We start from the raw sequence: 19,821 nt of genomic DNA, 5'->3' as shown, positions 1-19,821 counted from the left end.
AGGTAATTCGAGATCCGGGGTCAAAGGCTGGTGAGTCGATTGCACTAATCGTGTTCACAAGGGGTGACATGCAAAATAAAGGAATAAAAAACCGCCCATCGCGGGCGGATTTTCACTCATCTCCAACTGGTGCAGGCCAGCGCAGATCAGTTCAGCAGGGTCAGGGGATCCGTGTAGGCAAGGCCATGTGCCACGGCCACTTCCTTGCATGTGAGTTTGCCCTCCATCACGTTGAGCCCGTGCAACAGGTTCGGATCGCTCAGCAGTGCCTGACGATACCCTTGCTGGGCCAGCTTGATGATAAAGGGGAGAGTGGCATTGTTGAGCGCCACGGTCGAGGTGCGGGCCACCGCCCCCGGCATGTTGGCGACACAGTAGTGCACCACCTCATCGACGATATAGGTCGGATCCTGGTGGGTGGTGGCGTGGGAGGTTTCCACACAGCCGCCCTGATCGATGGCCACATCGACGATGGCAGAACCCGGCTTCATGCGCGCAATATGGTCACGGCGGACAAGTTTTGGCGCAGTGGCACCCGGCACCAGCACGCCGCCGATGACCAGATCGGCCGCCAGCAGATGGCGCTCCAGTGTCTCGCTGTTGGAGTAGACCACCTTGGCCGCTCCCTGGAACTCGTTATCGAGACGACGCAAGGTATCGACGTTGTTGTCGAGGATGGTGACATCCGCGCGCAGGCCAATGGCCATGCGGGCTGCATTGGAGCCGACCACGCCGCCACCGATGATCACCACCTTGGCTGGTTCGACACCGGGTACGCCGCCGAGCAGCACACCGCTACCACCGCGCGATTTTTCCAGCGCCTGGGCACCCGCCTGAATAGACATGCGTCCGGCCACTTCCGACATGGGGGCCAGCAGGGGCAGGCCGCCACGGCCGTCGGTGACGGTTTCATAGGCGATACAGATGGCGCCGCTTTTCAGCAGGGCTTCGGTCTGGGGCAAGTCTGGCGCCAGATGCAGATAGGTAAACAGGGTTTGACCCGGGCGCAGCATGGCACATTCTACAGGCTGAGGTTCCTTGACCTTGACGATCATCTCGGCTTTGGCGAAAACCTCTGCTGCAGAGGCCAAAATTTCGGCTCCAACAGCGATATAATCTGCATCGCTGAAGCCAATGCCGTTTCCGGCACCGCTTTGGACGAAAACAGTATGGTTTCGTGCTGTCAGTTCACGTACACTGGCCGGAACCATGCCTACGCGGTATTCATGGTTTTTTATCTCTTTAGGTACACCGATAATCATGCTATCCCTCGTCTATAGATTGGTGTTTCATGTTGCCAAAATGTTAACCAACATTTGCGCCTAGTATATTCAGGTATTGACAGGATTTGTGACCATAATTATAAAATGACTGGTGATTCTTACCAAAAAATAGCCAAAGGATGGAATAAAATGATGGAAGCTAAGAGTCGGCTAAAGGATTTGGACAGGATTGACCGCAACATTCTTAATGAACTGCAAAAGGATGGCAGGATTTCGAATGTTGAGTTGTCCAAGCGAGTTGGCCTGAGTCCTACACCGTGTCTGGAACGGGTTCGTCGCCTCGAGCGACAAGGTTATATCGAAGGATATGCCGCTATTCTGAACCCTCATTATCTGGACGCATCTCTGCTGGTGTTTGTAGAGATAACCCTCAATCGCGGGGCGCCTGATGTGTTTGAACAGTTCAACAAGGCTGTTCAGGTGCTCGAAGAGATCCAGGAGTGTCATCTGGTTTCCGGTGACTTCGACTATCTGCTCAAGACCCGAGTCAGCGACATGTCGGCTTACCGCCGTCTGTTGGGGGAAACCCTGCTGCGTCTGCCCGGTGTCAATGACACCCGCACCTATGTGGTGATGGAAGAGGTCAAGCAGAGCAGTCGTCTGGTGATCAGCACCCGATAAAGCAGGTTATGCCGTGGTATCTTTTCCATATGAGACACCATGACAGTCAGAAACGAGCGGCCGGTCCGCTCGTTTCTTCTTGTAAAGATAATTGCAAATATGGCCCCGTCCCATCAGGCTCTGGCTGACAATCGATGGGCTTTTCGGGGATACTAGGCCCCCTTATTTCCTGCATTACATGTTTTCAGAAAGGAGCCGGAGTTTGGCCGATAAAAAGCTGTTTACTCCTTTATCAGGTACACAACGGATCTTCGAAGCCGTCTTGATCGCCATCACTCTGATGGCTGCTTATCTTCTGCTTGCCCTGTTGTCCTATCATCCCGCTGATCCCGGCTGGTCCCAGACCTCTTGGCAAGGGGAGGTGAAGAACCTCGCCGGTAGTGCCGGTGCCTGGCTCGCCGACATCACCATGTTTACCTTTGGTGCCTTCTCCTATCTGGTGCCGCCGCTGGTGGTGTTGCTGGGCTGGAGTCTGTTCTGGCGCCCGAGCCGTCTGCTTGATGTGGATTACCTCACCCTGGGGGTGCGGATCATCGGCTTTATCCTGACTGTGCTCGGCATGTCGGCCATTGCCAGCATGAACTTCAACGATATGCAAAACTTCTCCGCCGGTGGTCTGGTGGGGGATGTGATCGCTTCTGCAGTGGTACCGCTGTTTGGCGGCGTCGGGGCCAACCTGATGCTGCTCTGCTTCGTGGCAACCGGCATCACCCTGTTTACCGGCTGGTCCTGGCTCACTATTGTCGAGCAGATCGGTGCGGCCTGTACCGGTTCGGTCAGCGCTGTTTACCACTTCCCGACCACCCTCGGCCGCTGGCTGACCGGTGGCTGGCGTCAACCCCGCAACGAGGGGCCGGATCCCTTGCTGGAAGGCGGGGTAGGGGCCATCGCGTTTGATGACGAGGAAGATGAGCCGCACACCAGCTGGACGCGCAAGCCCAAGGCCAAGAACCAGAAGGCTGCCGCCGAAGAGTGGCTGCCGGAACTCGACGACGATACCTTCGAGTTCGACCCACAGTTTGATGATGAAGAGGACGAGCCGACTCCGGCTGCCAAACCGAAACGTGCGGTGGCGGCTGCCAATGGGCGCCGTCAGCCGGTACTGGCTGTGGCCGATGACGATGATGAGGACGATCTGGATCTGCCGTGGGCCGAAGGGGACGACGAGGTCGCCGCGCCGGTAGCCGTCGCACCGACCAAGCCCAAGCGTCGTCCGCAATCTACGCTGCCGCCGTTGCCGAGTATCGAACTGCTCGACCGTCCACCCGCCAAGACCCAGATGATGAGCAAGGATGAGCTGGATCGCATGGGCCGTCTGGTGGAGGCCAAGCTTGCCGACTACAACGTGCAGGCCAAGGTGGTCGGTGTCTATCCGGGCCCGGTCATTACTCGTTTCGAGCTGGATCTGGCGCCGGGCATGAAGGCGAGCAAGATCACCAACCTCTCGCGCGATCTGGCCCGCTCTTTGTCTGCCAGCAGCGTGCGGGTGGTGGAAGTGATCCCGGGCAAGACCTATGTGGGTATCGAGCTGCCCAACCGGGTGCGCCAGACCGTTTACCTGCGTGAAACCCTCGACTGCGATGCTTTCCGCGATAGCCGCAACCCGCTCACCATGGGCTTGGGTCAGGACATCGCAGGGGAGCCGGTGGTGGTGAACCTGGCCAAGATGCCTCACTTGCTGGTGGCCGGTACCACAGGTTCCGGTAAGTCGGTAGGGGTCAACACCATGATCATCTCGATGCTCTACAAGTCATCCCCAGATGATCTGCGCTTCATCATGATCGACCCCAAGATGCTGGAACTCTCGGTCTACGAAGGGATCCCGCACCTGCTGACCGAGGTGGTGACCGATATGAAGGATGCCGCCAACGCCCTGCGCTGGTGTGTGGGCGAGATGGAACGCCGTTACAAGCTGATGTCGGCAGTCGGGGTGCGCAACCTCAAGGGCTACAACGACAAGGTGCTGGCCGCCATCGAGGAGGGGGAACCCCTGCTGGATCCGTTGTGGCGCCCGGGTGACTCTATGGATCAGATGCCGCCAGAACTGGAGAAACTGCCCCACATCGTGGTGGTGGTGGACGAATTTGCCGACATGATGATGATCGTCGGCAAGAAGGTGGAAGAGCTGATCGCCCGTATCGCCCAGAAGGCGCGGGCCGCCGGTATTCACCTTATTCTGGCGACCCAGCGTCCGTCAGTGGATGTGATTACCGGTCTTATCAAGGCCAACATCCCGACCCGTATTTCGTTCCAGGTATCGAGCAAGATCGACTCGCGCACCATCATCGATCAGGGCGGCGCCGAATCCCTGCTCGGTATGGGTGACATGCTCTACATGCCGGCTGGCACCTCCAACCCGACCCGGGTACACGGTGCGTTCGTCGATGATCACGAAGTGCACAAGGTGGTGGCGGACTGGAAACTGCGCGGCGAGCCGAACTACATCGAGGAGATCCTCTCCGGTGAGTCGGGTGGCGAAGGTGGCAGCGGCGAATATGGCGGTGGTGGCGATGAAGAGCTCGACCCCTTGTTCGACGAAGCGGTCGCTTTTGTGGTGGAGTCCCGCCGTGGCTCGACCTCCAGCGTTCAGCGCAAGTTCAAGATTGGTTACAACCGGGCAGCCCGTCTCATCGAGCAGATGGAGAATCAGGGCATCGTCAGCTCACCGGGTGGCAATGGTCAGCGCGACGTGCTGGCACCGCCGCCGGTGCGGGACTAAGCCTCACCGTTTCATACTATCCCTGGCCATGCCCTCCGCGGGCGTGGCCTTTTATCGAGAGCGTCTTTATGAAGAGCGTGATGAAAAAACAACTGTTGATGGGTACCGTGCTGCTGATGGCCAGTAGCCAGGTGTGGGCCGATGCGGCCAGCGATCTCAAACAGAAGCTGGCGGGGGTGAGCCTCTTCTCCGCCAAATTTGCCCAGACCGTCTATGACAGCAAGGGTAAGGAGCTGCAAAAGGCCAGCGGCGATCTGCTGGTGCAGCGGCCAAACCGGTTCAACTGGCACACCACCTCGCCGGACGAGAGCCTGATCGTGGCCGATGGTCAGGATGTCTGGGTTTATGATCCCTTCGTCGAGCAGGTCACCGCCCTCAAGCTGAAAGATGCGGTGCTCAACACTCCCTTTATTCTGATCGCTGGCAATGACGACAAGTTCTGGAAGAACTATGACGTGACTCAGGAGGGGGATGTCTACACCGTCACCAGCCGCAACAAGGATGAGCTGATCGCCTCCTTCCGAGTCACCTTCGACAGACAAGACAACATCAGTCGTTTCGATGTGAAAGAGGCGCAAGGGCAGTGGAGTGAATTCACCCTGAGCAGCTTCAACCGCAAGCCGGTGCTCAAGGGCAACGAATTTGTTTTCAAGATCCCGAAGGGGGTCGAGCTGGACGACCAGCGCTAATGAGCAAGCGGTCGTTGGATTGCTCGCCACTGCGCCAGTCAAAGGCGAGTGGCGTGACGCTGGGTGGTCAATACAGATGAGTAACCTCTTATTGGATTTCTCGTCGGACCGTTTTTCCATGGCGGTATCCGTGATACTGAACGGTCAATACAGATGAGTAACTTGTCGCTGGATTTCTCATCGGACTTTCGTCCGCTGGCGGCCCGGATGCGGCCGCAAAACCTCGACCAGTATATCGGTCAGCAACATATCCTGGGGGCTGACAAGCCCCTGCGCAAAGCCATTCTGGCGGGTCACTGCCACTCGATGATCCTGTGGGGGCCGCCCGGTACCGGCAAGACCACGCTGGCGGAGTTGATGGCTCACTACTGTCAGGCGGAAGTGGAGCGACTCTCTGCGGTCACCTCCGGTATCAAGGAGATCCGCGCCGCCATCGACAAGGCGAAGGAGAATAGCTGGCGCGGGGTGCGTACCATCCTCTTCGTGGATGAAGTGCACCGCTTCAACAAGAGCCAGCAGGATGTGTTCCTGCCTCACATCGAAGATGGCACCATCACCTTTATCGGTGCCACCACCGAAAACCCCTCGTTCGAACTCAACAACGCACTGCTCTCCCGGGCCCGGGTCTATCTGCTCAAGCGACTGGAGGAGAGCGATATTCTCGCCATGCTCGATCAGGCGATGACCGATCCCCGTGGTCTCAATGATCCGGCACTCACCTTTGCCCCCGGCGTCAAAGAGGCGTTGGCTAAGGCAGTTGATGGGGACGGGCGAAAATCCCTCAACTATCTGGAGCTGTTGGCCGACATGGCCGAAACCGACAGCACAGGGGCGCGGGTGATCGACAGTGCCCTGCTCGCCGCCGTGGTGGGGGAGCATGTGGCGTGCTTCGACAAGGGGGGCGATCACTTCTACGACCTCATCTCGGCGGTGCACAAATCCATTCGCGGCTCGGCGCCGGATGCGGCGCTCTACTGGTATGCCCGTATGGTGAGCGCCGGTTGCGATCCCCTCTATATTGCCCGCCGCTTGCTGGCGATTGCCTCGGAAGATGTGGGCAATGCCGATCCGCGCGCCATGCAGGTTGCCCTGTCGGCCTGGGATTGTTTCCATCGGATCGGGCCGGCGGAAGGGGAGCGGGCCATCGCCCAAGCGATCGTCTATCTCGCCTGCGCCCCGAAAAGCAATGCGGTCTATACCGCCTGGAAGGCGGCGCTTCATGATGCAAAAAACCTCCCTGACTTCGAGGTGCCGGTGCACCTGCGCAATGCGCCGACCAAGCTGATGAGCGATCTGGGCTATGGCGCCGAGTATCGCTATGCCCATGACGAGCCGGGCGCCTATGCCGCTGGCGAGCAGTATTTTCCGCCCGAGCTTGCCGGCAAGCAGTACTACCAGCCCACCGATCGCGGCCTTGAAAAGCAGATTGGTCAGAAGCTCGATTACCTCCATGAACTGGACAGGCAAAGTCCGCAGCAACGGGGCAAATAGCCCCTTTGTTACCTCGCATGGCTGAAAATTGGTCAGGCGTTTGAATACGCAGGACGGTTTGCGTGCCAAAGTCGGTAAAAACGACACAAATAGTCCCTGTTCGGGCGGGGGGGCGGTCTGCTACACTGCCCGTCTGACCCCGCTTGTCTTGGCCTTGCGCCATCTTCTTGATCTCGAAGGCCTGATTGTTGAGGCCCGATTCTGAAGACGATTGGGGTGCGCCAACCGATGTTAACTTCCGGATCTGTTTTTTAGCCCGTCATGATGACTCAGGCCCAGATCCCATTTTAAAAAAGTAGGTAAACCATGCTGGATCCCAAATATCTGCGCAGCGATATCGAAGAGGCTGCCGCTCGTCTGGCGACACGTGGCTACGTTCTGGACGTAGCGGCTGTCAACGCTCTGGAAGAGAAACGCAAGGATCTGCAGTCCCGTACCCAGGAGCTGCAGGCCGAGCGCAACGCCCGCTCCAAATCCATCGGTGAAGCTGCCCGTCGTGGTGAAGATGTTGCCCCGCTCAAGGCCGAAGTGACCAAAATCAACGACGAGCTGGAAACCAGCAAGGTCGAGCTGGATGCCCTGCTGGCCCAGCTGAAAGCCATTGCCGACGCCATCCCCAACCTGCCGAGCGAGACCACTCCGGTGGGCCGTGACGAGAACGACAACGTGGAAGTGCGCCGTTGGGGTACCCCGCGTGAGTTCAGCTTCCCGGTACGCGATCACATCGATCTGGGCGAAGCGGCCAAGGGCGTTGACTTCAAGAATGGCGTCAAACTCTCCGGTACCCGTTTCGTAGTGATGAAGGGTCAGATTGCCCGTCTGCACCGCGCCCTGGCTCAGTTCATGCTGGATCTGCACACCCAGCAGCACGGTTACACAGAGTGCTACGTGCCCTATCTGGTGAACCCGGACAGCCTCTATGGCACCGGTCAGTTGCCGAAATTTGCTCAGGACCTGTTCAACACCGGTATCGAAGGTGAAGGAGAAGAAGAAGGCAAGCTGCGCAAGTTCTCTCTGATCCCGACCTCCGAAGTGCCGCTCACCAACATGGCCCGTGACGAGATCTTTGACGCCCAAGAGCTGCCAATCAAGATGACCGCCCACAGCCCCTGCTTCCGCTCTGAAGCCGGTTCCTACGGTCGTGATACCCGTGGCCTCATTCGTATGCACCAGTTCGACAAAGTCGAAATGGTTCAGCTGGTTCACCCGGAGAAATCCTGGGATGCGCTGGAGGAGATGGTGGGTCACGCCGAGAAGGTGCTGCAACTGCTGGAGCTGCCGTATCGCGTGATGGCGCTCTCTACCGGTGACATGGGCTTCTGCGCTTCCAAGACCTACGATCTGGAAGTGTGGTTGCCGGCCCAGAACACCTATCGCGAGATCTCCTCTGTCTCCAACTGCACCGACTTCCAGGCGCGCCGCATGCAGGCTCGCGTGCGCATCGACGGCAAGCCGCAGCTGCTGCACACCCTGAACGGCTCCGGTCTGGCGGTGGGTCGTACCCTGGTTGCCGTGATGGAGAACTACCAGCAGGAAGATGGGCGCATCGCCATCCCGGCTGCGCTGCAATCCTACATGGGTGGCCTGACCCACATCGGGTAAGTTCACGCCGCAGACCACAACGCCATGGCATTGCCATGGCGTTGTGCATTCTGGCGCCGATCAACCGTTTTAGTGCTGAAAAAATGCGGCTTTTCGGCGTCGCTTTGAACAGTTAACACATTTTTATCAAGCAATGCGCAATCGTTTTTGTTAGACTGCGCCGCAATTTCGCAGGACATCTTTTTCTATGGTCTGGATTGATTACGCCATTATCGGCATCGTCGGTTTCTCTGCTCTCATCAGCCTGGTGCGCGGCTTCGTCAAGGAGGCTATGTCTCTTGTCACCTGGTTCGTCGCCTTCTTTATTGCCAGCCATTTCTATCCCGATCTCGCCGTTTATTTCACCTCCTTCTCCGACGCGCTGGTTCGCAACGGTCTGGCCATCGCGGCGCTGTTTGTGGCGACCCTGATCCTCGGCAGCGTGGTCAACTATGTGGTGGGCCTGTTGGTGGACAAGACGGGCCTCTCCGGTACCGATCGGGTGCTGGGGGTCTGCTTCGGTGCAATTCGCGGGGTGCTGATCGTCAGTGCCCTGCTTTTTTTCATGGATACCTTCACCAGCCTCTCCCAGAGCGACTGGTGGGTGGCGTCCAAGCTGGTGCCGGAGTTCAAGCCGGTGATCCAGTGGTTTTTCGGGTTCATGTTGAACTCATCCAGTTTTCTTAAACAGGTATAGTGACTTCGAGGTAGCAAAGACATGTGTGGTATTGTCGGTATAGTTGGCACCACCCCCGTCAATCAGGCCCTCTACGACGCCTTGACGGTGTTGCAGCACAGGGGACAGGATGCCGCCGGGATCGTGACCATTGATAGTGGAAACTTCCGGCAACGCAAGGCCAATGGCCTGGTGAAGGACGTGTTTGAAGTGCGCCACATGCAGCGTTTGCAAGGGAACATCGGCATAGGTCATGTCAGATATCCCACCGCAGGTAGCTCAAGTGCCGCTGAAGCCCAACCTTTTTATGTGAACTCGCCCTACGGCATGGTGCTGGCCCATAACGGCAACCTCACCAACGCCAAGGAGCTCAAGGAGCAGCAGTTCAAGGTCGCCCGCCGTCACATCAACACCACCTCCGACTCGGAAGTGCTGCTGAACGTGCTGGCCCACGAGCTGGATCGTTGTGACAAGATGGCCTTGCGCCCCGAAGATATCTTCGCCGCGGTGCGCAGAACCCATCAGCAGATCCGCGGCGCTTATGCGGTGGTCTCGCTGGTGATTGGTCATGGTCTCATCGGTTTTCGCGATCCCAACGGCATTCGCCCGCTGATCCTCGGTCGTCGTCAGGACGAGCAGGGCCAGGTGGAGTACATGCTCGCCTCCGAGAGCGTGGCGCTCGACGCCATCGGTTTCGAGACGGTGCGGGATATTGCGCCGGGTGAAGCCATCTACATCACCGAGCAGGGCCAGCTCTTCTCCGAGCAGTGTGCGGAGAACCCGCAGATGAGCTCCTGCATCTTCGAATACGTCTACTTCGCTCGTCCCGATTCGTGCATCGACAAGGTCTCGGTCTACGCCGCCCGCCTCAACATGGGTCGCAAGCTGGGTCAGAAGATTGCCCGCGAGTGGGAAGATCTCGACGTCGATGTGGTTATCCCCATCCCCGAGACCTCCTGTGACGTGGCGCTGGAGATCGCTCACACCCTGGATCTGCCATACCGTCAGGGCTTCGTGAAGAACCGCTACATCGGCCGTACCTTCATCATGCCGGGTCAGACCCAGCGCAAGAAGTCGGTGCGTCGCAAGCTCAACGCCATCAGCTCCGAATTCAAGGGCAAGAAGGTGTTGCTGGTGGATGATTCCATCGTGCGTGGTACCACGTCCGAGCAGATCATCCAGATGGCCCGTGAAGCGGGGGCAGCCAAGGTCTACTTCGCCTCGGCGGCGCCGGAAATTCGCTTCCCCAACGTCTATGGCATCGACATGCCCACCGCCAACGAGCTGATCGCCCACGGCCGTGAAGTAGAAGAGGTGTGCAAGCTGATTGGCGCTGACGGTCTGATTTTCCAGGATCTGGAAGATCTGGAAGCCGCCGTGCGGGAGATCAACCCGGATCTGCGTCACTTCGAGACCTCGGTGTTCAATGGCCACTACGTCACCTCCGACGTGGACCAGTCCTATCTGGATCACCTCAATGCCCTGCGCAACGATGACACCAAAGCGGTGCGTGAATGGCAGGAAGGCACCAGCAATCTGGAAATTTTTAACGAAGGCAGTTAAACGTTTGCGGTTTTGCCGGATGGGATAGCGAGATGGGGGCCAGTGGCCCCCATTGTCGTTTCTACCTTGCACGGGCAGAAGGGGTAGGGGGTATCTGTTTGAAAAACATCCGTTTATCTTGCCGGATATGGGCATGGCCAGCGGGATCCGCTAGCATAGGCGGCAACATATATGACCGATACGCTTTTAAGAGACGAGAGTTCAGATGGATGATCTGTTAGCCCCAGTGCGCCAGTTTTTGCAGTGCGAGACCCCGGATGAGTGGGTAGAGATGGCGCGGGATCCGGCCCGTTTACCGACCCTGCTCATCGATCACGCCAACTGCGAGACCAAGGCTGCACTCACTGCCCACAGTCTGGTGCGCCGCTACTGCCTGCCCAAGGGCAAGCGCCATCTGCTGCCCAAGCTGGAGTTTTATCGCGAGCTGGATGCCATTCCGGAGAAGGCCGAGATCCTGGGCAAACGCAGCATGGGGGAGTCTGATCGCACCGTCTTTGCAGAGCTGGAGCGCAATCCACTGCTGTTTCCTATGGTGAGACTCATTCAGGAGGAGCTGCATCACTTCGAGCAGGTGCTGGAGATCATGCAGGCCCGCGGCATCGAATACGGGCCGGTGACGGCCTCCCGCTATGCCCGCCAGTTGATGCAGCATGTGCGCACCCATGAGCCGGCCACCATCGTCGACAAGATGATCATCGGCGCCTATATCGAGGCCCGCTCCTGCGAGCGGTTTGCCAAGTTGGCGCCCCATCTGGACGAGGAGCTGAGCCGCTTCTATGTCTCTTTGCTGCGCTCCGAGGCGCGCCACTATCAGGATTACCTGAGCCTGGCTGAACAGTACGCAGGGGAGGATATCGGCGAGCGGGTGGCCTTCTTTGGCAAGCTGGAAGCCGAGCTAATCTGCTCGCCGGATCCGCAGTTCAGGTTTCATAGCGGCCTGCCTGTCACATCTGACAGTTGTTGACGCACAGGGGGCAAACTACTATTGCCCTGTTCCTACTACGAGCGACAAGTAGTTACTTTTGAGCGCAATTCCCGGCCCTGAGCCGGGATCTTTTTTTTGTCGTACGTCCTTCCTGCTTTTGGCGCTCTATGCTGAATCCCTGGCTATTTTTGCGTCTTCCCCTTGCGATGAAATCCTGTTCGATCAGCCGGTTATTGTGGTGATAAAGTGCTCATTCAAGTGGCTCACCCTTGTAGAAACGGGCGAAACCGTGTACTTTTTTGCCTTCGCAAGATTTGAATAACCAATCAATAGGAGCGTGTATGCGCATTGTTCTGTTGGGGGCTCCGGGCGCCGGCAAAGGTACCCAGGCTCAGTTCATCATGGAAAAACACGGTATTCCCCAGATCTCCACCGGCGACATGCTGCGTGCGGCGATCAAGGCGGGCACCGAGCTCGGTCTGAAAGCCAAAGCTGTGATGGACGCAGGTCAGCTGGTCTCTGACGACATCATCATCGGTCTGGTCAAAGAGCGCATCGCTCAGCCGGACTGCGCCAAAGGCTTCCTGTTGGACGGTTTCCCGCGCACCATTCCCCAGGCGCAAGCCATGAAGGATGCTGGTGTCGTGGTTGATTTCGTGCTGGAGTTCGATGTGCCGGACGAAGAGATCGTCAAGCGCATGAGCGGCCGTCGCGTTCACTCCGGCTCCGGCCGTACCTACCACGTGGTGTTCAACCCGCCGAAAGTGGAAGGCAAGGATGACGTGACCGGTGAAGATCTGGTGATCCGCGCCGATGACGAAGAGACCACAGTACGCAAGCGTCTGGATGTATATCATCAGCAGACCGCGCCGCTGATCGGTTTCTACGGCAAAGAGGCGGAAGCGGGCCACACCCGTTATGTCAAGATCGACGGCACCCAGCCGGTTGATATGGTCAGCAAGCAGCTTGCCACCATTCTGGGCTGATCTTTGCTGCCGGCACAGTTTCCCGTGCCATCAGATAAATAAAGAGAAGGGCCCTGTCGGGCCCTTTTTGCATAATGACAGATAGACAGGAAGCCAACGTGACCACGAAAACCGGAATATTGCTGGTCAATCTGGGTACCCCAGCCGCACCGACCACCGCTGCCGTCAAAGCGTTCCTCAGCCAGTTCCTGCACGATCCCCGTGTGGTGGACCTGCCCCGCTACCTCTGGTGCCCGCTGCTCCACTTCATCATCTTGCCGACGCGCTCGCCCAAAGTGGCCAAGCTCTATCAGCAGGTGTGGACCGAGCAGGGCTCGCCGCTGATGGTGATAAGCAAGCAGCAGCGCGCCGCACTGGAGCAGGAGCTCAAGCGGGAGGGGGTCGAGGTGCCGGTGGAGCTGGCGATGACCTATGGTTCCCCGTCAGTGAATGATGGCTGGCAGGCGCTCAAGGCCAAAGGGGTCAACCGGGTGATCCTGTTGCCGCTCTATCCGCAATATTCGGTCAGTACCACCGCCTCGGTCTTCGATGCCTGGAGCAAGGCGATGAAGAGAGAGCGCAATCTGCCGGTGGTACGGCTCATTCGTGATTATCACGCCCATCCCGAATACATACAGGCGCTGGCCATGAGCGTGCGCCGTCACTGGGAGCAGCACGGTCAGGGTGGTCACCTGCTGATGTCGTTCCACGGCATTCCCGAGCGCTACGAGAACGAAGGGGACCCCTATGGTCATCAGTGTCGCCACACCGCCACTCTGCTGGCCGAGGCGCTCGGGCTGGAGGCCGGGCAGTGGACGGCCAGTTTCCAGTCCCGCTTTGGCAAGGAGGAGTGGCTCAAGCCCTACACAGACGTGACCATTGGCGGTATGCCTGCTGCGGGCATCAAGCGGCTCGATGTGATTTGCCCTGCCTTTGCGGCCGACTGCCTCGAAACCCTTGAGGAAATTCAGGTACAGAATCGGGAGATCTTCATGGAGGCCGGTGGCGAGCGGTTTGAATATATTCCGGCCCTCAACAGCGATCAGGCCCACATCAGGATGATGGTCTCGCTCATCTGCCGCGAATTGGCATGAGTGACCGGCAGACAGTCAAACAAGGAGTCGAGTCATGGTACATATCACGCTGATATACGCAGGCCTGCTGGGGCTGCTGTTTCTGGGGCTCTCCTTCTGGGTGGTCAGACGCCGCGCCCAGTTCGGGGTGATGATAGGGCAGGGGGAAGCCCCCGAGCTGCTGGCGGCGATCCGGGCCCACGGTAATTTTGCCGAGTATGTGCCATTGACCCTGCTGCTGATGGCGCTGTGCGAGCTCTCCGGTGCCGGTGCGCTCTGGCTGCATGCCGGTGGCGCCATGCTGTTGGTTGGCCGCATCCTGCATGCCATCGGCATCCAGATCCCCAAAGCCCCCAATGTGCCCCGTTTTCTGGGCACCTTGCTGTTCTGGCTCGCTCTAGGGCTCTTCTCGCTGCTGGCTCTGTTGCAAGGCATGGCGGCCGCCTGAAAACCGGCGCTTTTTTATGCTATGGAGCCACCCCGGACGGGGTGGTTTTTTTATGGTAAAAAGGCAAACGTTTTTCCTTGCAAGCCTTGTCTATACTGACTCCATTATTTAAACAGGGCGACTTTTCGGGGCGGCGGATTGTGTTAAAATCCCGCCCCTCTTTCCCCCAGAGCACAGAACATTGCCATGAAATTTCCCGGTCAGCGCAAGTCCAAACACTACTTCCCTGTCGACAGACGCGATCCCCTGGTTCCGCAAAATCCCTTGTTAACCGAACTGGGCAAAGCCTACGTTGTCGGGATTGATCAGACCCTGGTTGATATTGAAGCCCATGTGGATGAAGACTTTCTGACCCGTTATGGTCTGAGCAAGGGGCACTCCGTCGTCATCAACGACGACGTGGCCGAACGGATTTATGACGAGCTCAAGGCCAACAACATGGTAGTGAGCGAGTTTGCCGGTGGCACCATCGGCAACACGGTACACAACTACTCGGTACTGGCCGACTCCCACTCCATCCTGCTGGGTGTGATGAGTCAGGACATTCGCATCGGTTGCTACGCCTACCGTTATCTGTGCAACACCTCTTCCCGCGTCAATCTGGACTATCTGCAGCCGGTGGATGGCCCCATCGGCCGTTGCTTCACTTTCATTACCGAGTGCGGCGAGCGCAGCTTCGGCATCAACGCCGGCAAGATGAACCAGCTGGATGTGCAGCACATTCCGGAGGATGTGATCAAAGGGGCATCTGCCCTGGTGATCACCGCCTATCTGGTGCGTGGTGACGATGGTGATCCGATGAAAGAGGCGGCCATGACCGCGGTGCGTTATGCCCGCGAGGCCGGTATTCCCGTGGTGCTGACCCTGGGCACCCGTTTCGTCATTGACGAAAATCCCCAGTGGTGGCGCGACTTCATTGCCGAAAACGTGACCGTGCTGGCCATGAACGAAGACGAAGGTGAAGCCCTGACCGGTATCGCTGATCCGCTGGGTGCGGCCGACAAGGCGCTCGACTGGGCCGACATGGTGCTCTGTACTGCTGGCCCCATCGGCCTCTACATGGCGAGCTACACCGACGAGGACTACAAGCGCGAGACCACTCATACTCTGTTGCCCGGCGTTATCCCCGAGTTCAACATGTATGAGTTCAGCCGCCCGATGGCCCGTGCCAAGTGCCGCAAACCGGCCCGTATCTACTCCCACATCTCCCCGTACATGGGTGGCCCGGAGAAGATCAAGAACACCAACGGGGCAGGGGATGGCGCCCTTTCCGCCGTGCTGCACGACATGGTGGCCAACTCCTATCACCGGATGAATGTGCCCAACTCCGCCAAGCACATCTCCGAGTTCCTGACCTACTCCTCACTGGCCCAGGTGTGCAAATACGCCAACCGTGTCAGCTACGAGGTGTTGGCCCAGAGCAGCCCCCGTCTTTCCCGCGGTTTGCCGGAGAAAGAGGACAGCCTGGAAGAGGTTTACTGGGAGCGTTGATCTCCTGAATCCGCAAGACGCCTCCATCGGGAGGCGTTTTTGCTGGCAAATGGGAGTTATCCCGGCTTTTTTCCCGGAATAACCCCAATATGCTTGAGTCCATGTCACTTTTACGACACCATTTGGCCATCGTATTGTCGCCCGACAATGCCGCAGCACCCGAAAGAAAGAGAGAATCCCATGAGCATGCTTAACGACAACCTTGACGCCAATTTCCAACTGTTTATCGAACAAGTCCGCGAGTCGGGTCAGGTGTGGGGTCTGCGCTATGGGGAAGACTGGGTCGTCTGCCGCTCCGCCGAATTTGAAGATGCCGACGTGATGCCGCTCTGGTCTGCCGAAGAGGACGCCCGTCTGCACTGCGTCGACGAGTGGGCCGATTACGAGCCGGAAGTGATCGATCTGGAAGAGTTTCTCGATATCTGGATCAACGATCTGGATGAAGATGATGTACTGGTTGGCCCGAACTGGAACGCCGACCTGGAAGGCCAGGAGCTCGAACCCATCGAGCTGGCCAAGGCACTGGTTGAACTGGACGCCTGAAAGCGCCTCCATTGATGGCCTGAACGCACAGGCCATCGGGACAAAGACCGGCATCCGTGAGGGTGCCGGTCTTTTTTATGGTCGAATGGTCCGATTGATGAGTTAAAAGCCGATTTGCCTTTGCACCTGTCAGGGGGATGGTCCATCATCAACCTTTTGCCAAGGGAGGAGCGCCATGTTTGTATTCGACGTAACGGGAGCTGCGGGTGAGAAGGCCAGCATTCGGGTGCAGGCGCTGGATTGGGCGCAAGCTGGGCCAGTGACCTTCCAGTGCGATGACGATCAGCTGGCGGTCGTGCTTCTGAGCGGTTGTCGTTGCGACGCGGTGGGCTTTTTCAACCTGTTGGCGGGGTGTAAACCTCTCTATATCGAACAGTGGCTCAGCTATCTGCAGGAGAGTGGTCGCATTGGCAAGTGGAGCCATCAGACCGAGAGTCCCGCCGATGGGGACTATCTGGCCAGAGCCGGTCTGGAACACGATGAACTCAATACCTTGCTTGGCCAGGTCTATCAGGTGGCGGGGTTCAATCGCCTGCAAATCAACCGTTACCTCAAGAACCGCCACAACCCCACCACGCTGGCGACCCGTTACGATCAGAAAGAGCTGGAGCGTTATCGCCAGCTCAATGACATCATTCTGACCCTTTTGAAGCTGAAGCATCCTCAGTAAAGAGCCCCAGCTGGCTGATATCCGGTCGCAGCGGTTGCGGCCGGGCGATCAGATAGCCCTGCAAACCATCCACGTACATCCCCTGCAGCAGCTGTTTCTGACCAAGCTGTTCCACCCCCTCTGCAATCACCTGGCATCCCATCCGATGTGATACATCGACGATCATCCGCACGAACTGCTGGTTGGTCTGATCCTGCTCCAGCCCGGTGATCAGGGCAGGGTCCAGCTTGATATAGTCGGGCTTGAGCTCGCGAAACAGGGTAAAGGAGCCGATCCCCTTGCCGAAATTGGCGATGGCCGAGCGGCTACCATTACGGCGCAGCAGCTCAAACACCCGCTTGGCGCCGGTCAGGTTGCGCTCCAGATGCTCTTCATCCAGTTCGAACACCAGATTGGCGCTGGTATTGGGATCTTTGAGCAGCTGGCGGTCAAGCCAGATCAGGAAGGCGCTGTTTTGCAGCAGGTTGGGGGAGAGGTTGATCCCCCAGCGACTCTGGTTGGCACCAAAGGCCCGGTACTGGCGCATGATGTGGGTAATGACCAGCTGCTCCAGCCGCATCACCATATCCAGCCGCTGGGCCATGGCAAACAGGGTGTCGGTGGGCAGGGCGGTGCCGTCATTGCCGCTGAAGCGGGTGTAGATCTCGTTGTAAGCCAGCATGCTGCGGTGCAGGGGCTGGATTGGCTGATAGGTAAAGCTGAGCCGCTCCTGCGCCAGCACTTCGGTCAGCACGTCGCGCCAGTGGTGTTGCCCCTGCAGATCGGAGGCGCTGTCATCCTGCTGGATGGCCCAGCCGTTGATGGTTTCGGTCTGGGCGCGAGCCAGCGCCAGATCCGCTCTGGCCAGCACGGCTTCGATTTTCTGGCCGCTGCTGAGCTTGGTCAGCCCCGAGTAACCGGTGCTCTCCAGCTCGTGCTGATCCTGATAGTGATCGAAGGCCACCTTCAAATCCTGCCCCAGCAGATGGGGAGGAATATTGGCCACCGGTTGCACCAGCACGGCGAAATCAGCCCCCGAAATGCGGTAGACCTGATTGCCCGGGAAGCGGCTTACCACCCGCTTGATGAGAGCGGCCATGTCCTTGATGTAGGCATCACCAGACTGGAAGCCGCGCTGGGCGTTGATCTTGCCAAGCTCGGTGGCACGGATCAGCACCAGGGTCGCGGTCTGGGTGTCCTGATCCCGCTGCAGCAACTCGGTCATGTCGCGGCGAAATGCATGACGGTTGAGTAGCTGGGTCAGCTCGTCGGTGGTGGCCAGATTGCTGAGCTCGGTCAGCTGGCGATGAGCGCTCTGCTCGGCGCTTTCGAACTGTTCCAGCAGCTGTTGCAGCACCTCCTGGGAGGTGGGCTCATCGAGTTGTGAGGGATCCCGCCCCCTGATCGCCTTGACCCAGGTGAGCTCCTGATGCTGGAGCATGCCATCCATGGTGCGGATGGCCAGCATCAACAGCAGGATCATGCCAAGCAGTGTGGTGGCCAGAATAATGGCCAAAGTGAGCGGTGTGCTCTGAAGGGCCAACCAAACTGCTTGCAGGAGCAGCAGGGGTATGGTCACTATGGTGGCGATCAGAAAGAGGGTACGTCCGAGCTTGTGAACCATCTTGTCATCCTTGAAGTGGCTGCTTTGTGGGGGAATTTTAACCAAGCTGGCGGAGCAAAGCATGCTATTCCTCGCAACTCGGTGAAAAGGGTCAATTGAGATCGGTTAAATGTGAGTGAAACCACTTTCACAGGTGCCGAAACAGGCGAAGATGAGTTGAAAATAGATCAAACAAGGCAGAGGTAAATCATGTTGTTAGAGCCCGAAAATAGTGCCAAAGCACGACAATTATTGAACCAGAGTATGGCACTGGTGCTGGCGGGTGGACGTGGTAGTCGCCTGAAGCAGTTGACTGACAACCGCGCCAAGCCTGCCGTCCATTTCGGTGGCAAATTCCGGATCATTGATTTTGTGCTCTCCAACTGTATCAACTCGGGGATCCGCCGGGTTGGTGTAGTCACCCAATACAAATCTCACAGCCTGCTGCGTCACCTGCAATCGGGCTGGTCCTTCCTGCGTTACCAGATGAACGAATTCATCGACCTGCTCCCTGCCCAGCAACGGGTGGACGAGGTGCACTGGTATCGCGGCACCGCCGATGCCATCTATCAGAACGTCGATATCATCCGCGACTACGGCCCCAAATACCTGGTGGTGCTGGCGGGGGATCACATCTACAAGATGGATTACGCTGCCATGCTGCTCGACCATGTGCGCCTTGGTGCCAAGGTGACTGTGGCTTGTATCGAGGTGCCGCGGGCCGAGGCATCCGCCTTCGGGATCATGGATATCGACGAGCAGCGCAAGATCCGCGCCTTCGTCGAAAAACCGGCCAATCCGCCCGCCATGCCAGGTTGCGAAGATCGCTCGCTGGCCTCCATGGGGATCTATATCTTCGAGGCGGAGTACCTCTACCAACTGCTGGAGGAGGACATTCTCAATCAGGACTCCAAACACGACTTCGGGATGGATGTGATCCCCCGCATCGTGGAGGAGGGGATGGCATTTGCTCACCCCTTCAACATGTCCTGTGTCGGGGCGCGCGAGGGGCAAAAGCCCTACTGGCGTGACGTGGGTACGCTGGACTCGTTCTGGGAAGCGAACATGGATCTCGCCTCCGTGCTGCCCGAGCTCGACATCTACGATCAGAACTGGCCCATCTGGACCAGCCAGACCCTGACGCCACCGGCCAAGTTCGTGCAGGATCGCAATGGTCAGCATGGCATGACCATCAACTCCATGTTCTCGGGCGGGACCATCGTCAGCGGGTCGTTTGTGCTTAACTCGGTGCTCTTTACCAATGTGCGGGTGCACTCCTTCTGCACCTTGGATCAGGCCATCATCTTCCCCGGGGTCGAGATTGGTGCCGGTTGCCGTCTGCGCCGGGTGGTGGTGGATAAAGGGTGTGTGCTACCCGATGGGCTGGTGGTGGGCGAGAATGCCGATGAGGATAGCCGTCGCTTCTACCGCTCCGAGCAGGGGATTGTGCTGGTGACCAAGGAGATGCTGGACAAGCTGGTTTGAGGAAGGCCCTTGAAAC

Annotated in this window: 18 protein-coding genes; 15 read left to right on the top strand and 3 right to left on the bottom strand. The window is 58.2% G+C overall.

What is annotated here, in order from left to right:
• Positions 1-146 precede the first annotated feature (146 nt).
• Positions 147-1,262 carry an alanine dehydrogenase gene (gene ald, locus AB5Y86_RS01355; RefSeq protein WP_005337098.1) on the bottom strand — a complete coding sequence of 372 codons (1,116 nt, stop codon included), beginning with the start codon at positions 1,260-1,262 and terminating at the stop codon, positions 147-149.
• A 150-nt stretch (positions 1,263-1,412) separates the two neighbouring features.
• On the opposite strand from ald, the gene lrp reads away from it, so the two are divergent.
• The 5 genes from lrp (at position 1,413) to serS (ending at position 8,405) form a co-directional block, all read left to right on the top strand.
• Complete coding sequence (gene lrp / locus AB5Y86_RS01350; protein WP_005300047.1) at positions 1,413-1,904, top strand: leucine-responsive transcriptional regulator Lrp; 492 nt, start codon at positions 1,413-1,415, stop codon at positions 1,902-1,904.
• A 202-nt stretch (positions 1,905-2,106) separates the two neighbouring features.
• Positions 2,107-4,623: a DNA translocase FtsK gene (locus AB5Y86_RS01345; protein WP_136501235.1), complete on the top strand. Its 2,517-nt coding sequence runs from the start codon at positions 2,107-2,109 to the stop codon at positions 4,621-4,623.
• Positions 4,624-4,703: 80 nt separating this feature from the next.
• Positions 4,704-5,312: an outer membrane lipoprotein chaperone LolA gene (gene lolA / locus AB5Y86_RS01340; protein WP_041236057.1), complete on the top strand. Its 609-nt coding sequence runs from the start codon at positions 4,704-4,706 to the stop codon at positions 5,310-5,312.
• 153 nt (positions 5,313-5,465) lie between these two features.
• Positions 5,466-6,803, top strand: a complete 1,338-nt coding sequence (locus AB5Y86_RS01335; RefSeq protein WP_368191859.1) for a replication-associated recombination protein A — start codon at positions 5,466-5,468, stop codon at positions 6,801-6,803.
• A 306-nt stretch (positions 6,804-7,109) separates the two neighbouring features.
• The gene (gene serS / locus AB5Y86_RS01330) at positions 7,110-8,405 is read left to right on the top strand and encodes a serine--tRNA ligase (RefSeq protein ID WP_005351225.1); all 1,296 of its coding nucleotides are present in this window, start codon (positions 7,110-7,112) and stop codon (positions 8,403-8,405) included.
• Positions 8,406-8,407: 2 nt separating this feature from the next.
• On the opposite strand, the gene AB5Y86_RS01325 is transcribed toward serS, so the two are convergent.
• Positions 8,408-8,584, bottom strand: a complete 177-nt coding sequence (locus AB5Y86_RS01325) for a hypothetical protein (RefSeq protein ID WP_155395816.1) — start codon at positions 8,582-8,584, stop codon at positions 8,408-8,410.
• An 8-nt stretch (positions 8,585-8,592) separates the two neighbouring features.
• Between AB5Y86_RS01325 and AB5Y86_RS01320 the strand changes: the two genes are divergently transcribed.
• The 9 genes from AB5Y86_RS01320 (at position 8,593) to AB5Y86_RS01280 (ending at position 16,738) form a co-directional block, all read left to right on the top strand.
• Positions 8,593-9,081 (top strand): CvpA family protein, encoded by a 489-nt coding sequence (locus AB5Y86_RS01320; protein ID WP_005337086.1) that lies wholly within the window; start codon positions 8,593-8,595, stop codon positions 9,079-9,081.
• Between the two features lie 21 nt (positions 9,082-9,102).
• Entirely contained in the window at positions 9,103-10,623 is a 1,521-nt protein-coding gene (purF, locus tag AB5Y86_RS01315; protein ID WP_005351229.1) for an amidophosphoribosyltransferase, read from the top strand.
• A gap of 205 nt (positions 10,624-10,828) precedes the next feature.
• Positions 10,829-11,587, top strand: a complete 759-nt coding sequence (miaE, locus tag AB5Y86_RS01310) for a tRNA-(ms[2]io[6]A)-hydroxylase (RefSeq protein WP_123173236.1) — start codon at positions 10,829-10,831, stop codon at positions 11,585-11,587.
• A 302-nt stretch (positions 11,588-11,889) separates the two neighbouring features.
• On the top strand, positions 11,890-12,534 hold the full coding sequence (gene adk, locus AB5Y86_RS01305) for an adenylate kinase (protein ID WP_368191856.1): 645 nt from the start codon (positions 11,890-11,892) through the stop codon (positions 12,532-12,534).
• Positions 12,535-12,632: 98 nt separating this feature from the next.
• A complete protein-coding gene (gene hemH / locus AB5Y86_RS01300) occupies positions 12,633-13,607 on the top strand; it encodes a ferrochelatase (protein WP_368191854.1) in 975 nt (324 codons plus the stop codon).
• A gap of 34 nt (positions 13,608-13,641) precedes the next feature.
• Positions 13,642-14,034, top strand: coding sequence for an MAPEG family protein (locus tag AB5Y86_RS01295; protein ID WP_064338136.1), 393 nt, complete (start codon positions 13,642-13,644; stop codon positions 14,032-14,034).
• A gap of 186 nt (positions 14,035-14,220) precedes the next feature.
• Complete coding sequence (locus AB5Y86_RS01290) at positions 14,221-15,525, top strand: inosine/guanosine kinase (RefSeq protein WP_005337079.1); 1,305 nt, start codon at positions 14,221-14,223, stop codon at positions 15,523-15,525.
• A 180-nt stretch (positions 15,526-15,705) separates the two neighbouring features.
• Entirely contained in the window at positions 15,706-16,068 is a 363-nt protein-coding gene (locus AB5Y86_RS01285) for a DUF2750 domain-containing protein (protein WP_005337077.1), read from the top strand.
• A gap of 175 nt (positions 16,069-16,243) precedes the next feature.
• Positions 16,244-16,738, top strand: coding sequence for a hypothetical protein (locus AB5Y86_RS01280; RefSeq protein WP_042055706.1), 495 nt, complete (start codon positions 16,244-16,246; stop codon positions 16,736-16,738).
• Here AB5Y86_RS01280 and AB5Y86_RS01275 read toward each other — a convergent pair.
• A complete protein-coding gene (locus AB5Y86_RS01275; RefSeq protein ID WP_041235038.1) occupies positions 16,701-18,341 on the bottom strand; it encodes an EAL domain-containing protein in 1,641 nt (546 codons plus the stop codon). The two genes, AB5Y86_RS01280 and AB5Y86_RS01275, sit on opposite strands and share 38 nt — an antisense overlap.
• A 189-nt stretch (positions 18,342-18,530) precedes the next feature.
• Here AB5Y86_RS01275 and glgC point away from each other — a divergent pair, with 189 nt between their 5' ends.
• The gene (gene glgC / locus AB5Y86_RS01270) at positions 18,531-19,805 is read left to right on the top strand and encodes a glucose-1-phosphate adenylyltransferase (RefSeq protein WP_108613211.1); all 1,275 of its coding nucleotides are present in this window, start codon (positions 18,531-18,533) and stop codon (positions 19,803-19,805) included.
• Positions 19,806-19,821: the final 16 nt, after the last annotated feature.

It is taken from the genome of Aeromonas sp. s8 (assembly GCF_040907785.1).
Classification (GTDB): domain Bacteria; phylum Pseudomonadota; class Gammaproteobacteria; order Enterobacterales; family Aeromonadaceae; genus Aeromonas; species Aeromonas veronii.
This window is presented reverse-complemented; position numbering and strand designations above follow the sequence as displayed.